Annotated in this window: 15 protein-coding genes; 10 read left to right on the forward strand and 5 right to left on the reverse strand. The window is 42.0% G+C overall.

From position 1 onward, the window contains the following. From ftsH to pssA, 3 genes are read left to right on the forward strand one after another with little or no spacing between them, the layout of a single operon-like run. Nucleotides 1-1,953, forward strand: a complete 1,953-nt coding sequence (gene ftsH, locus PHP90_RS01830) for an ATP-dependent zinc metalloprotease FtsH (protein WP_299924357.1) — start codon at nucleotides 1-3, stop codon at nucleotides 1,951-1,953. Nucleotides 1,954-1,965: 12 nt separating this feature from the next. After that, nucleotides 1,966-2,613 (forward strand): phosphatidylserine decarboxylase, encoded by a 648-nt coding sequence (locus tag PHP90_RS01835; RefSeq protein WP_299924360.1) that lies wholly within the window; start codon nucleotides 1,966-1,968, stop codon nucleotides 2,611-2,613. A gap of 50 nt (nucleotides 2,614-2,663) precedes the next feature. After that, the gene (pssA, locus tag PHP90_RS01840; protein WP_299924366.1) at nucleotides 2,664-3,389 is read left to right on the forward strand and encodes a CDP-diacylglycerol--serine O-phosphatidyltransferase; all 726 of its coding nucleotides are present in this window, start codon (nucleotides 2,664-2,666) and stop codon (nucleotides 3,387-3,389) included. On the opposite strand, the gene PHP90_RS01845 is transcribed toward pssA, so the two are convergent. Both PHP90_RS01845 and serS read right to left on the reverse strand, forming a co-directional pair. Next, entirely contained in the window at nucleotides 3,377-5,731 is a 2,355-nt protein-coding gene (locus PHP90_RS01845; protein ID WP_299924368.1) for a tetratricopeptide repeat protein, read from the reverse strand. The two genes, pssA and PHP90_RS01845, sit on opposite strands and share 13 nt — an antisense overlap. Nucleotides 5,732-5,748: 17 nt before the next feature. Next, nucleotides 5,749-6,993 (reverse strand): serine--tRNA ligase, encoded by a 1,245-nt coding sequence (serS, locus tag PHP90_RS01850; RefSeq protein WP_299924371.1) that lies wholly within the window; start codon nucleotides 6,991-6,993, stop codon nucleotides 5,749-5,751. A gap of 216 nt (nucleotides 6,994-7,209) precedes the next feature. Between serS and PHP90_RS01855 the strand changes: the two genes are divergently transcribed. The 3 genes from PHP90_RS01855 (at nucleotide 7,210) to PHP90_RS01865 (ending at nucleotide 9,283) form a co-directional block, all read left to right on the forward strand. Next, nucleotides 7,210-8,685, forward strand: coding sequence for a P-loop NTPase fold protein (locus PHP90_RS01855; protein ID WP_299924374.1), 1,476 nt, complete (start codon nucleotides 7,210-7,212; stop codon nucleotides 8,683-8,685). A 95-nt stretch (nucleotides 8,686-8,780) separates the two neighbouring features. Then, entirely contained in the window at nucleotides 8,781-9,032 is a 252-nt protein-coding gene (locus PHP90_RS01860; protein WP_299924377.1) for a type II toxin-antitoxin system prevent-host-death family antitoxin, read from the forward strand. After that, on the forward strand, nucleotides 9,032-9,283 hold the full coding sequence (locus tag PHP90_RS01865) for a Txe/YoeB family addiction module toxin (RefSeq protein ID WP_299924400.1): 252 nt from the start codon (nucleotides 9,032-9,034) through the stop codon (nucleotides 9,281-9,283). Before PHP90_RS01860 ends, PHP90_RS01865 begins: the two co-directional genes overlap by 1 nt. Nucleotides 9,284-9,354: 71 nt before the next feature. Here PHP90_RS01865 and PHP90_RS01870 read toward each other — a convergent pair whose 3' ends face one another. Continuing rightward, nucleotides 9,355-10,257, reverse strand: coding sequence for a methylenetetrahydrofolate reductase (locus PHP90_RS01870; protein WP_299924382.1), 903 nt, complete (start codon nucleotides 10,255-10,257; stop codon nucleotides 9,355-9,357). 51 nt (nucleotides 10,258-10,308) lie between these two features. Between PHP90_RS01870 and serB the strand changes: the two genes are divergently transcribed. The 3 genes from serB to PHP90_RS01885 all read left to right on the forward strand — a co-directional run bounded on the left by serB (nucleotide 10,309) and on the right by PHP90_RS01885 (nucleotide 11,778). Next, nucleotides 10,309-10,935, forward strand: a complete 627-nt coding sequence (gene serB, locus PHP90_RS01875) for a phosphoserine phosphatase SerB (protein ID WP_299924385.1) — start codon at nucleotides 10,309-10,311, stop codon at nucleotides 10,933-10,935. Further along, entirely contained in the window at nucleotides 10,935-11,276 is a 342-nt protein-coding gene (locus PHP90_RS01880) for a hypothetical protein (RefSeq protein WP_299924388.1), read from the forward strand. The genes serB and PHP90_RS01880 overlap by 1 nt, the downstream gene beginning before the upstream one ends. 169 nt (nucleotides 11,277-11,445) lie before the next feature. Continuing rightward, nucleotides 11,446-11,778: a c-type cytochrome gene (locus PHP90_RS01885; protein WP_299924391.1), complete on the forward strand. Its 333-nt coding sequence runs from the start codon at nucleotides 11,446-11,448 to the stop codon at nucleotides 11,776-11,778. Between the two features lie 27 nt (nucleotides 11,779-11,805). On the opposite strand, the gene PHP90_RS01890 is transcribed toward PHP90_RS01885, so the two are convergent. Then, entirely contained in the window at nucleotides 11,806-12,129 is a 324-nt protein-coding gene (locus PHP90_RS01890) for an NGG1p interacting factor NIF3 (protein WP_299924394.1), read from the reverse strand. A 111-nt stretch (nucleotides 12,130-12,240) separates the two neighbouring features. Here PHP90_RS01890 and PHP90_RS01895 point away from each other — a divergent pair, with 111 nt between their 5' ends. Then, nucleotides 12,241-13,104: a TIGR01777 family oxidoreductase gene (locus PHP90_RS01895; protein ID WP_299924396.1), complete on the forward strand. Its 864-nt coding sequence runs from the start codon at nucleotides 12,241-12,243 to the stop codon at nucleotides 13,102-13,104. Here the strand turns inward: PHP90_RS01895 and PHP90_RS01900 are convergent. Then, the coding region (locus PHP90_RS01900; protein WP_299924398.1) for a 6-phosphofructokinase at nucleotides 13,058-13,478 on the reverse strand (421 nt) is incomplete at its 5' end. The two genes, PHP90_RS01895 and PHP90_RS01900, sit on opposite strands and share 47 nt — an antisense overlap.

Here is a 13,478-nt window from a genome sequence, read left to right on the forward strand (position 1 = left end):
ATGAGTAAACCTGAGTCCAATCCGACCCCGGACAAAAACGGTAATTTTTTTAATAAAAATCCTCTAATCACTTTTGCTATTTTTTCGATTGTCGTGATTGTCTTGTTTAAAGCGGTAATCGGTGATGAAAATGATTTGGCCGGAAAAATTAACGGTCAAAATGTAACCCGAACTCAAGAGATCAGCTATGCCGATCTGAAAAAATTGATTCAGAATAAAGAGGTTGAAAAAGTCTCTATCGGGCAAACCTATATTCGGGCAATCGGAGATACGACGAATGGCAAAGTAGCCTATACGACCCGTATTGTCGGGCCTGATTCGACTCTTATCCCTTTGTTGGATGAGAAAAAGATCAATTATACGGGTTTTAGCGAGAGCAACTGGTTTACCGAAATGTTCGGATGGCTTTTCCCGTTCTTGATTATTATCGCGATCTGGATGTTTTTTGCAGGTAGAATGCAAAAAAGTATGGGCGGCGGAATCCTAGGGATGGGCAGTTCGAAGAAACTGGTCAATTCCGAAAAACCGAAAACGAAATTCGATGATGTTGCCGGTGTTCAGGAAGCGAAAGAAGAGGTTCAGGAAATTGTTGATTTCTTGAAATTTCCGGATCGTTATGTTGAATTGGGTGCCAAAATTCCTAAAGGGGTATTGCTTGTCGGTAGCCCCGGAACCGGTAAAACACTTCTTGCCAAAGCGGTAGCGGGAGAGGCAGAAGTTCCTTTCTTCTCTGTTTCGGGTTCGAGTTTCATCGAAATGTTTGTCGGTGTCGGTGCCGCACGTGTCCGTGATTTGTTTGAGCAGGCAAAAAAAGATGCACCTTCGATTATCTTTATCGATGAGATTGATGCTATCGGTAAAAGTCGTGCCGCAGGCGGTGTAATGGGAGGGAATGATGAGCGTGAACAAACCCTCAATCAGCTTCTTGCAGAGATGGACGGTTTCGGTACCGATACTCCGATCATTATTCTCGCCGCGACTAACCGGCCTGAGATTCTCGATCCGGCATTGCTCCGTCCGGGACGTTTTGACCGCCAAGTTTTGGTTGATAAACCGGATTTTCAAGGGCGTATCGATATCCTCAACGTGCATATCAAAGGGGTCAAACGTGACAGTGATACCGATGTTGAAGAGATTGCACGTCTTACTGCCGGTCTTGCAGGAGCGGATCTTGCCAATATCATTAATGAAGCGGCATTGCTTGCAGGACGAAAAAGCCAAAAAACGGTTAAACAAACCGATTTACGTGAAGCGGTAGAACGGGCAATCGCAGGGCTCTCTAAAAAGAGCCGACGCATTGATGAAAAAGAGAAGCGTATTGTCGCGTATCATGAAAGCGGACATGCGTTGATAGCAGAGACGACGAAGGGAGCTAAAAAAGTTTCAAAAGTCTCTATCGTCCCTCGCGGTTTAGCGGCACTCGGATATACTCTGAATACTCCTGAAGAGAACAAATACCTCATGCAGCGTCATGAACTCTGGGCAGAAGTGGATGTGTTATTGGGCGGCCGTGCGGCTGAAGAGGTCTTTATCGGTGAAATTTCTACCGGTGCAGCTAACGATTTGGAACGTTCTACCGACATTATCAAATCGATGGTTCAGATGTACGGTATGAGCGATGTGGCCGGTCTTATGGTTCTTGAAAAACAGCGTAACTCCTTTTTGGGCGGCGGTATGAGTCAAGGACGCGAATACAGCGATAAAATGGCTGAAGATATGGATACTTTTATTAAAGATTCACTCCAAGCACGCTATTTGGATGTTAAAGGGCGTTTGGAAGAGTATCGTGAAGCGATTGAAAAAATTGTGGGACTTCTTTACGAGAAAGAGAATATTTCCGGGGATCAGGTACGTGAAATTATTGAAGTGTTTGAGAATGAAAATAATATCGAAACAAAACTTGAACCGCGTAAAGAGACACCTTCGAGCAGAACAATAATTATCGACGAATAAAAGGAGAACCAGATGAGCGTTCAAAATGATACTTTTATCCTATCAAAACGGGGATGGCTACTATCCGGCGTGATCGGAGCGCTCTTTTTATTTTTTATGATGACAGGTTTACATCTGTTTGAATTCATTACAGGTGCGTTGTTATTGGCTGTTTTGATCATTTTCCGAAATCCGGAACGTAATACGACCGCGACGGAAGCCGAGGGGATTATCAGCAGTGTTGACGGTGTCGTTTTATCGGTTGAAGAGACACTTATCGATAACCAAAAAATGATCAAAGTGACTATCATGAATTCACTTTGGGATGTTTCAATGCTTCGTGCTCCGTTTGACGGAGTGGTTGAAGGGTTTAAAATTCGTCACGGTGCTTCATTGCCGCTTTATAATCCTATGGCGGATACGCTTAATGAAAAAGCGGTTATTTCATTCCGATCTCTCAAAGGTGATGAAATCTTTATTGAACACCTGAGTGAGCAAAGCTGTTTTCCGATCGGGATTGAATTGGAAAAAAGCCAAAAGCTCAAAGAGGGGAGCCGTTATGGCTTTTTAGCCAAAGGGCGCAGTATCTTGTATCTTCCCGAAACAACACGCGTATCGGTAAATGCCGGTATTACTGTCCGCGCGGGTGAAAGTGTTATCGGATACATGAATGCGGCTTAAGCGCATCTCTATGCGCTTCTTCGCTCTATTCGCCTGAAAGGAAATTTCCTATGCGTCAATCTCCTCCTCCTATCGCGTATATCCTCCCCAATATGTTCACCGCAGCTTCCATTTTTACCGGTTTTTATGCGATATCTCTATCTCTTACACATGAATTTAGCACCGCGGCATGGTTTATCTTTTTAGCACTGATATTTGACGGGTTGGATGGGCGTGTTGCCAGGATGACCAATACGGCAAGTCATTTTGGTGTTGAATTCGATTCGTTGGCAGATATTGTAGCGTTCGGCGTCGCTCCTGCATTTATTTTGTATTTATACGTTGGAGATATGTATGGTCGGATAGGAATCGTGGTGAGTGCTCTCTTTATTATTTTCGGAGCGGTTCGCCTCGCCCGTTTTAATGTAACAACATCCCGAATAGAGCCGAGCGTATTTATCGGACTGCCGATCCCAACTGCAGCTATTATGATCTCAATCGCAATCTTGCTTTTAGAACATTATCCTCAATATGATCATTATAAGGTTTTTATCCTCCCTTTTGCTGTCATACTGTCAATTTTAATGGTCAGCAATATCCGCTATCCCAGTTTTAAAAAGATCAATTTTCATACCTTTCATTTTATGCGTTTTTTAATCAGTTTGATCGTTGTCGCTTTGGGAGTCTTTGTTTATCCGATTGACGGGATGGCTATTTTAGCAGTTGGATATTTACTTTACGGACCGTTGCGCGCCGCTTTTTATCTCTTACGCCGTTTAATCGGTCACAGAGGGTGATATTTTTTAGGTTCGTTAACGAGTTTGTCTGTATCGATTCCAAAGTCGAAATAGCGTGAAACAAAGCCCGTATTTCCCATTTTGGCAAATTGGGAAACGGATCCCGGATTGTTGCGGATTTGCAGATAGAGTACTCCAAGGGCATAGCGGCTCTCCGGGAAACTCGGATTTTTGAGTTTTGAGAGCTCTAAAAGGGCAATGGCATTTTCATAATGTTCAGCACCGATGGAAGCACAGGCTCCCATAAACAAAGTATGTTCATCGCGTATTTTATACTCATCAATCAGCTGGTTGTAAAGTGTATAGGACTTTTCAAAATCTTGATTGTAAAAATACGATTGTGCCAATGCCCCTAAAATATCGACTGTATGATCCGTAGTCGTTTGCAGCCGATTTTCAAGCCGTTGTATAAACGGGGTGAGTTGACCGGTCATCATGGCTATCAAAATGGCACGGTCACGGGTGATCTGCGGTCCGAAATCCAGATCATCATAGTGGAATGTTTGTTTTTTGAGATAATTGATGGCGGATGAAGCATACGCTTTCGTTTTTTGGTCTTGGAAGTGGGTATCAATATAGATCATATGAGGGAAAATATCGTTGGGCTGGAGTTTGACGAGTCTTTCGGAACTTGCACGTACGATGTCCTCTTTTCCTAACTCAGATGCGATGATAAGTTTAAGTGCGAGATAAAGGGAACGCTCTTTATACGTATTCTCGAGCCATTTTCCGGCACTTGGAAAATTATTTTGGGCGATGTCATTTAAAGTACGGTAGAGCTGAAATTCTTCCGTAGCAGGTTCTTGTGAGAGATTGTCCTGGAGGATAGAGATCAGTTTAGGATTCTTTTTACCGATAATGTCGGAACTCATAATCGCAAAAATCCCTGCCATATAATTATTGGCATCGAGATGATAGGCACGTAAAAAATGGTCATATGCATCGGAAAAATCACCCAATTGGGCATAGGTGAGTGCTAAATTATAATGCAATATAGAGTGTTGGGGATTGGTTTTAAGCAGATCTAATAATTGTTGGTTTGCATCCCGCAGACGAAATTTAAGCGCTTTTTGAACAGCAAGTGCAATCCCGTAATCGACAGTGGAAGCACGTGTGCTTTTTTGGAGATACTCTTTAGCGCTTTGAATATCATCGATATAGATATTGGCATTCCCTTTGCGGATATAGTTGATCGTTTGATCTGCATTGTAAATTTTGTACGGTGCGAAATAAAGGATCGTTTGATAGGTTTTGAGATTGGAATTGCTTTTTTTGTCTCGGTAGAGGTGTTGAATGGAATCCGGATCGAAAAGTGAAGATTTAAGAGAAACCCGAATAGGATAGGGGGTATAGACTTGATCAGGATAAGCTTCCGTTGTTTGTTTAATCAGATTTGCACCATCTTCCTGGGACCCCGATTTTAGATTGATAAACGCCAGCGCGAGCTGTTCTTGAATCGGCTGTTTGTTTTGGATGATGGCGTCATTGAGATATTTCTTTGCTAAATCAACTTTGCCGAGATTGGCATACAACAAACCAAGAGAGAAGGAGTCTTCTTCCTGGAAAGGGTTTTCCAATGTATCGATTGCATCTTTATAGCTTCCGAACATCGCGCTGATTTTTGCTCGGAGTTTTTTTTGTATTTCCTGATACTCTGAAGTAGTCGGATGTTTGAGGGCGCTGAGCGCTTCGAGATAACGACCTTTGTAGTAGTTAATCAGCGTGTAATAGTACGAATACATTGGTGCATTACTCTCTTGCGGGAGATAGCTTTGCGCCATATCGATATAGGTGTTAAAATCGGTTTCACGTCCGAGATACAAACAGCATACCGCAGCATTGATGGCACTGACACACTGGTTTTCATGATTGTCGATAGAGCGTTTAAAGTTTTCCAACGCCCCCTCATACTCACCCTCTTTGAGCTGAACGACACCTAGATTGTATTGGGATATCGCCTCGGAGTAGAGGGCAATTTTTTCATAGAGTTTCAATGCCTCAATCGGGTTGCCGTTGGTATAGAGATAGTTGGCCCGTTGAATCATATTTTCGAGTTCGCTCGGCTCGATTATCGCTTCTTTAGGCTTGTGAGGCCGTTCGACGGTTATGGGTTCTTCGGGCTGCTTCTCTTTTGACGTACCATGTAGGGCGAAGAAAAGCCATGTTCCTCCGCCTGCAGCTAAAATCAGAGTGAGAAGAGAAGCGATGATAATTATGAACCGTTTATTCTTTAGAATGCTCGGTTTTTCATTTGAAGGTTCAGAAACGGCCTCAGCCGTTTTCTCGACGCCTGCGGCATCGGACTCTTCGATGATGATTATCTCTTCTTGCTCTTCAGCCATGGGCTCTCTTTAACCTTTTAGAGGTATTTTTGCAATACGGCAGGGATAACGATCGTGCCGTCTTCCTGCTGGAAATTTTCCATAATAGCTATCATCGTCCGTCCGACCGCTAAACTTGAACCGTTTAGGGTATGTGCGAGGATGTTTTTGCCTTCTTCTTTGTATCGGATCTTTGCACGACGGGCTTGGAAATCCCGTGTATTGGAGACGGAGCTGATTTCACGATAGGTATTTTGTCCCGGAAGCCACACTTCGAGATCGACGGTACGCGCTGCACCGAATCCCAAATCACCCGTACAGAGGGTAACGAGACGGTGCGGAAGACCAAGCGCTGCGAGAAGATCGGAGGCACATGCAACCATCTCTTCAAAGACCGCGTCGCTTTGATCGGCACGGGTGATACTGACGAGTTCCACTTTATGAAATTGATGCTGACGGATCATGCCGCGTACGTCACGTCCGCCGCTTCCCGCTTCTTTGCGGAAGCATGAGGTATAACCGGTCATTTTGATCGGAAGATCGGCACCGTTGATGATCTCGTCTTGGAAGAGGTTTGTGAGAGGAACTTCCGCCGTCGGGATCAAATAGAGCTCTTCTTCTTCGACTTTGAAGAGATCCTCTTCGAATTTCGGAAGCTGCCCCGTCCCCTCTAGTGCTCGGCGATTGACGAGCATCGGAACGCTATACTCTTCGAAGCCGCGTTCACGGTTGAAATCGAGCATAAAGTTGATGAGGGCACGTTCTAAACGGGCACCCATCCCGCCCACGACGCTAAAACGGCTTTTAGCGAGTTTGACACCGCGCTCAAAATCGATCCAGCCGTTTTGTTCGGCGAGTTCCCAGTGCTCTTTTGGGGTAAACGTAAAGGTCGGAGGAGTGAGCACTTTGCGTAGCTCGATATTGTCGTTTTCATCTTCACCGTCCGGCACATCGGCATCGGGGATGTTTGGGACACGCATGATGATCGCATCGAGGGCTTCTTCGGCGGAGCGTTGTGTATCGAGGAGATCATTTAGGGTTGCTTTGTTCGCATCGACCTCGATTTTCAGCTCATCCGTACTTTTCCCCTCTTTTTTGTACTGACCGAAAAGACGGCTGAGTTCATTTTGTTTGGCTTGCAATGTCTCGTAAGCAAGTTTGGCAGTTTTGAGGGTTTCGTTTGCAATTTTAAGTTCGTTGATTACGGAAGCGTCCACTTTTTTACGCATAAGAGCGGCTGCGGTTTCGTCAAAATTTTTCTGGAGAAGTTTTACATCGATCATAAAGGGTCATTCCTGCAATTATATAGTGATCGATTATAGCCAAAAGAGGCTGAAATTTGTTCTCTCTAAGATCCTAATGAAGGCATATTTGAATAAGTGAAATCAGACAATATTTATTTTGTCACAACAATTGACAAATTATTTTTTGTCTTATATAACAAGCATGATTTTATTGTAAACTATCTGCACTAAAATACAATGCTAACGAGATGTAAAATGGAACAAAAACTAGCTATTTGGGAAGATGATTTACTAAACCGAAAGAAGGAGGGCAAGTTCCTTTCCGAATATCTTTTAAAACGTTATTCAAATACTCCAAATAAGCCTTTTGTATTAAATATCAATGCCGAATGGGGATTTGGAAAAACCTATTTTTTAAAAAACCTTTCCAAAGAACTTGCAACACAAAAACATCCTGTCATCTATTTTGATGCATGGCAAAACGATTATTCAGATCAGCCGCTTTTAGCTTTTATCTCAGAAATGAATACATCATTAAAACCTTTTCTTAGCAAAAGTGCTCAGGGAAAAAAATTATTTGATAAAGCATGGAATACATCAAAAAAACTGTTAATGCCAATACTTGTTAAAAAGTTTACAGGATTAACATATGATCAATTAATGGGAGAGTTTGATGGCAGTACCGAAAACATAAAAAATGAGAATGATACAGAAGATGATGCAACAAAAAATGAAGTCGAATCAGTACTGTCAAAATTAGCTGAATCAGCATTGTCAGATCATGAAACTGTTCGAAAAAGCATCACTACATTTAAAGAGAATATGGCGAAATTATTAAGTTATATTGATAAAAATATTTCATCTAAACAATTGCCTATGTTTATCTTTATTGATGAATTAGATCGATGCCGTCCTAATTATGCGATTGAGTTACTCGAAAATATCAAACATATCTTTGATATTCCCGGAATCATGTTTGTTATTGCAACTGATTCGAAACAACTTTCACATTCTATCAATGCTGTATATGGTCAGAACTTCGCATCCGAACGCTATTTAAAGCGTTTTTTCGATCAAGAATACAACCTAACTAAACCGGATAATTATGCCTTTGCTCAGTATCTTTTTGAACTTCATGGTATTACCAAAGATGAAAAACTATTTTCACCTTTAGAGCAAGAGGTTTATAAAGACAAAGACATCAATGTTGAGCTTTTTACCCTTTATGCCAGTTTTTTCAAATTGGGGCTAAGAGATCAGGAACAAGTAGCTACAGTTTTATCTGCGATTGTGTTGACATGGCAAACGACTGATTCAATACACTTAGGCTATTTGCTATTTTTGATTATGTTAAAACAATGTTCTAATAGTTACTTTTATAATTTTAAAGAAACCGTCAACACGAAAAAAGGATCATTTATCAAGAATAATTTAGATCAATTGAATATAGATATATCGTTTCAATATAAGTCAAACTTTGAAAGCAGAAATTCCATGATATCTACTCCAAAGTTTGAACTAAATTTATATTCATTAAACAATTTAATCGAATTGTATACTTCCTTATTAGACATAGACGTTATGCAATTATATAATCTAAAATACAATAATATTTCGGTACATTCTAATGTCATTGAAAAAATGATTTCAGATACTCAGAAAAATAATCAATCAGTACCTAATCTAAATATTTATCTTAATCTTGTTTTACAAGCGGGACAGTTTTCGTAAAATATATGAAAAATCTTTATTGCCAATATATTGACAAAATTACATTTATACGACATAATGACAATATATTGACAAAATTAAAAAAGGAGTTTGCGATGCAAGCCATGTTTTATTCTACGGCACGTAATAACCTGCGAAGTATGATCGATAGCGTGTGTAAGGACTGTGAAGAGTACATCATCACGACCAAAGACAACCAAAGTGCGGTGCTGATCTCGTATGAAGAGTATGCTTCGATGAAAGAGACGATGTACCTCCTTTCATCTAAAACTAATCGTGATCGTTTGCTGGATTCCATTGAAGAGATCGAAAACGGTCATTTCACCGTGCAAGAGATAGCCAGTTGATGATCGCGTTTTCGACCAACGGATGGGAAGATTATCTCTATTGGCAATACAATGATAAAAAGATTCTAAAGAGGATCAATACGCTGTTGGAAGATATTCGCCGAAACCCTGATGAGGGGTTAGGGAAACCTGAACGGTTAAAAGAGAATTTATCGGGATATTTGTCCCGACGGATTACTGCTGAGCATCGATTGATCTATACAATCAAGAATGATCTTATCATCGTAGCGCAGTGTCGATATCACTATTAAAATAGTTCCGCTCGTGGTGAGCTTGTCGAACCATGAAAATACCCTTCGATAGGCTCAGGACGAACGGAAGATTAGCTCAAAATCGCCTTTGCAAGTTCAAACTGATTGGCGGTCATGATGTGGATTTTCGGATGGAGCGCTTTGAGCTCTTCGAAAAGGTTTTTGCTGAGTTCAAATCCGACTCGGTACTCTTCCTCAGGGCTGATGAGTGAAGCGGCTTCGAGGGCTTCGACCCACTCGCTCGGCACAAATATTCCCGGAACATTTTCATCTAAAAATCGGGCGGTGCGGAGTTTCGTAATCGGAAAATAGCCTAAAACTAGTACGCACTCAGCATTGTTTTCACTGTTGGCGTTTTCCATCATTTCCAATAGTTTTTTTGCATTTTCGAGATCATAAACCGGTTGGGAGACGATTGCGATTGCTCCGTGGGCTACTTTTTTCGACATCTTTTTTTGCAATGTTGCAGAGCTTTTGGCATAGGCATCGATAACGGCAAAGGGGAAAATCTCTTGGACGGGAGCGAGGAGCTTTTGTTCTGCGAGATCGGTTCCGTTGTTCAGGGTAGCAATGATATCGAGGAGGAGTTTACTGTTCCCTTCGAATACCCCTTTTGCATGAGGCTGATCGGAGTTGTGCGCGCTGTCACCCGTGAGGGCGAGGATGGCGCGGACGTTGGCTTCGTTGGCTCCGAGGAGATCGGATTGCAATGCGATACGGTTGCGGTCGCGCATACTCATGGTTGCGAGTGTCGGTTTTCCGAAACGCTCTTGGAGTTTTACTGCAGCAAAGAGGGCGTTGTATTTGAGTTTGGCAAGAGGATTATCGGTAGTGCTGAAACCGTCTACGAGTTTATCAAGACCCAAAGCGGCAATTTTTTCAATCGTAGGGGCAAACTGTGCCGATCGTGACGGTGTGGTCTCAAGGGTGATATAGGTTCCGTGACGGAGTTTATGGATAAATGATTCGAACAAAAGCTACCCTTGGATATAATTGCGTCATTATAACAAACAGGATAGGCTCTTTTGATTAAATTAGCAGTATTTGATTTTGATTCAACCCTAATGGATGGGGAAACAATCGATTTTTTTGCAGAAGCACTCGGAATCGGTGAGCAAGTAAGTGCGATAACCGAGCGGGCGATGAACGGGGAACTCGATTTTTTTGAGAGTTTACAACAGCGGGTGGGACTTTTAAGAGGGCTTCAATTTGCTCAGGTGGAAGAAATTTGTCAAAATCTCCCTTATATGCCAGGAGCGGTAGAAACGATTGCCGCACTTAAAGAACGGGGCATTAAAGTCGTCTGTTTCAGCGGAGGATTTCGTACCGCAACGTCGTATGCGAAAAACATCCTCGGATACGATGCCGATTTCTCAAATGTTCTGCATGCTAAAGAGGGCAAGCTAACCGGACTCGTCGGCGGAGATATGATGTTTGATTTTTCCAAAGGGGATATGTTGCAGCGTCTTCAAGGACTTTTTGGAGTTAGTGAAGACGAGACAATGGTAATCGGAGACGGTGCGAATGATCGTTCGATGTTTGCCCATGCCGGAACTCGTGTAGCTTTTTGTGCCAAAGAGATTCTCAAAAAAGAGGCAAATGTTATCATCGATACCAAAGACCTCACCCAAATTATTACAAAGGTGTTTTAATGCTCGAAAATTCTTTATGGTTGCGTTACAACCCTACAAAAACAATCCGCGAAGTCTTGGCACGTTTGTATGAGTGCAGTGCGGTAGAGATCGGTGATGACGAACGTGAGCTATATGCGTCGCTCAAACGTCATTTGACGAAAAAAGAGTTTCGTATGATTATGATGAACGAAGCGGGACTTTCATCCGAAGAAATCGGTGCGGAAGTAGGGTTGGAAGGTGAGGCTCTTGCCAAGGCACAATACAAAGCATACCGCAAAGTTCGCCAGGATAAAATCCGTTTGGAAGTTCGTGCGAGTAAAACAAAAGAAGAAGTTCCTTCAGAGGATGATGAAGCGTAAAATGTGTTTTTTTGATACATTTTTGATAAAATTGTGCTGTTATTAAATATTTTTTTGTTTATTAAACATCTGTTTATTGTTTCTAAGTTATCATTAAACCGATCAAGGCATCTTCACCTTTTCTTCGGAAATGCTGTAGGTGCCTTGCACTAACTTCAAGGAGAACGATATGACAAAGTCTATTTCATTCCTTCTTGCGGCTGTAATTGCTGCAGGGATGATGAGTACAACTGCATCTGCTGATGACAAAAAAGGTCAAAAAGCCTATTTGAAAACGTGTAAAAACTGCCATGGTAATGGTACAAAAGGTGCAGCAATGCATACACAAGACGAATGGGATGATCTATTTGCTAACGGCGGTGCAGCTATTATTAAAAAACATGCCGGAACAAAAGCGGAACCTTTCTTTAACGGTGATGCATTCAAAGGTTATGCTCCAGATCTTCGAGATTTCTTGTTTATGTACGGTTCAGATTCAGGAAACGTTCCTTCTTGCGGCTGATGCCATTTCCCCGTTGTGGGGAATATCTTAAAAATCTTCGATTGTTTTAAATTCCATCACTCCATACGCCGGTTCTTCATACGGATGCACCTCTTTTAATCTTTTTAGCACTTTTTTGAGTATTGCAGCTTCGCAGATCATTTCTATTTTTATCTCTTCCACTTTTTCGAGTATCTCTAAAGTTCCTAAAAAAGGGTTTGATCCTTCACGCGGTCTAAACTGCCCGATTCCCGAACTTTCCCAACTGCATTGATCGTAGTTTTCATAACGGCCGGCACCGGCATCAAAGAGAGCATTTTTTAATTCTTCAGAAGCGGTGAGCGGAACATAAACGAAGAGTTGATAGAGCATTTGATCTTCCTCTATTAGAATTTCATTAAACATGACTGTCAATTATATCTTTAATCCTTCCATGCACCCTTTAAGCTACAATCGTATGATGCAATAGACAAGGGTACAATTATGAAGATAGTCATTTGCGGGATGAGCGGATTTGTGGGAAATGCATTGGAGCATTTTTTCACGGAGCGCGGAGATACGGTAGCTTCAGTAAGTGTACGATCCTCGACTTCGATTGAATCACTGGTGCAAAAAATCGAAGATTCGGATGTCATCATAAATCTTGCCGGTGCCAATATTTTGGGGCGTTGGAGCAATGTATATAAAAATACGTTGCGTCAGAGCCGTTTGGAAACAACGACTAAATTAGTCGAAGCACTAAAACAGTGCATGAATCCTCCTGATACATGGCTCAATGCGTCTGCCGTAGGGATTTATGATGCGTATCATCAGCATGATGAATCTTCCCAAAATATGGGAGATGATTTTTTGGCATCGTTAGTCCGTGATTGGGAATATGCCATTATGAAAGCCGAATCGGAGTTAACTCGGGTGTGTGTTATGCGTTTTGGAGTCGTATACGGCAAAGGGGGTGGTGCGATGGCTAAAATGCTTCCCCCTTTTCAAATGGGGCTGGGTGGAAAGATGGGGGACGGATTTCAGATGATATCCTGGATCCATTTGGATGATCTGATACGTGCTGCAGCCTTTTTGATCGACCATAAAGAGATTCGCGGCGTAGTGAATCTCACTTCACCCGAACCGATCAATAATTTAGAACAGACGAAGGCGATGGGGAGAATTTTACATCGTCCTACTTTTTTTGATCTTCCTGCCTGGGTGGTCAAGCTCGCTTTTGGCGAGGGTTCAATCGTTATGCTCGATTCCAAAGAAGTTTACCCGAGAGTCCTCCAAGAAAACGGATTCGAATTCCGTTACCCTACATTTGACAGTGCGATGGAAGAAATTGTTCACGTCCTAGAATGAGGAGCTCTTCATCCAGACGATAAGGGTGAAGTGCTACCTCATCAATTGTTTTAAAATTGAAATGGCTTTTGTTATAGCAGATAACTGAATGAGTTTTACCTTCTAGTAATGCATCAATGGCATGCGTAACGAATTTATAAGCCATTAATCGGTCGTAAACGCTTGGATTCCCACCTCGTTGTGTGTGTCCCAAAACATTAACCCGTGACTCAAATCCCAATTCTTTTTCAAACCATTGAGAAATATTTTCACTGTTCTGCAGTGCTTCGGAGACGATGGCGATAAAATAATCGCGCCCTTTTGCTATTTGAGACTGAAAACACCCTTTGTAATCCTCGATATTGATCGGAATTTCAGGAATCATACATAGCTCT

Source organism: Sulfuricurvum sp. (assembly GCF_028712165.1).
Lineage (GTDB): Bacteria > Campylobacterota > Campylobacteria > Campylobacterales > Sulfurimonadaceae > Sulfuricurvum.

Coding starts and splice junctions, on each gene's coding strand:
- ftsH (WP_299924357.1), top strand. CDS start 1: ATGAGTAAACCTGAGTCCAATCCGACCCCGGACAAAAACGGTAATTTT.
- PHP90_RS01835 (WP_299924360.1), top strand. CDS start 1,966: ATGAGCGTTCAAAATGATACTTTTATCCTATCAAAACGGGGATGGCTA.
- pssA (WP_299924366.1), top strand. CDS start 2,664: ATGCGTCAATCTCCTCCTCCTATCGCGTATATCCTCCCCAATATGTTC.
- PHP90_RS01845 (WP_299924368.1), bottom strand. CDS start 5,731: ATGGCTGAAGAGCAAGAAGAGATAATCATCATCGAAGAGTCCGATGCC.
- serS (WP_299924371.1), bottom strand. CDS start 6,993: ATGATCGATGTAAAACTTCTCCAGAAAAATTTTGACGAAACCGCAGCC.
- PHP90_RS01855 (WP_299924374.1), top strand. CDS start 7,210: ATGGAACAAAAACTAGCTATTTGGGAAGATGATTTACTAAACCGAAAG.
- PHP90_RS01860 (WP_299924377.1), top strand. CDS start 8,781: ATGCAAGCCATGTTTTATTCTACGGCACGTAATAACCTGCGAAGTATG.
- PHP90_RS01865 (WP_299924400.1), top strand. CDS start 9,032: ATGATCGCGTTTTCGACCAACGGATGGGAAGATTATCTCTATTGGCAA.
- PHP90_RS01880 (WP_299924388.1), top strand. CDS start 10,935: ATGCTCGAAAATTCTTTATGGTTGCGTTACAACCCTACAAAAACAATC.
- PHP90_RS01885 (WP_299924391.1), top strand. CDS start 11,446: ATGACAAAGTCTATTTCATTCCTTCTTGCGGCTGTAATTGCTGCAGGG.
- PHP90_RS01890 (WP_299924394.1), bottom strand. CDS start 12,129: ATGCTCTATCAACTCTTCGTTTATGTTCCGCTCACCGCTTCTGAAGAA.
- PHP90_RS01895 (WP_299924396.1), top strand. CDS start 12,241: ATGAAGATAGTCATTTGCGGGATGAGCGGATTTGTGGGAAATGCATTG.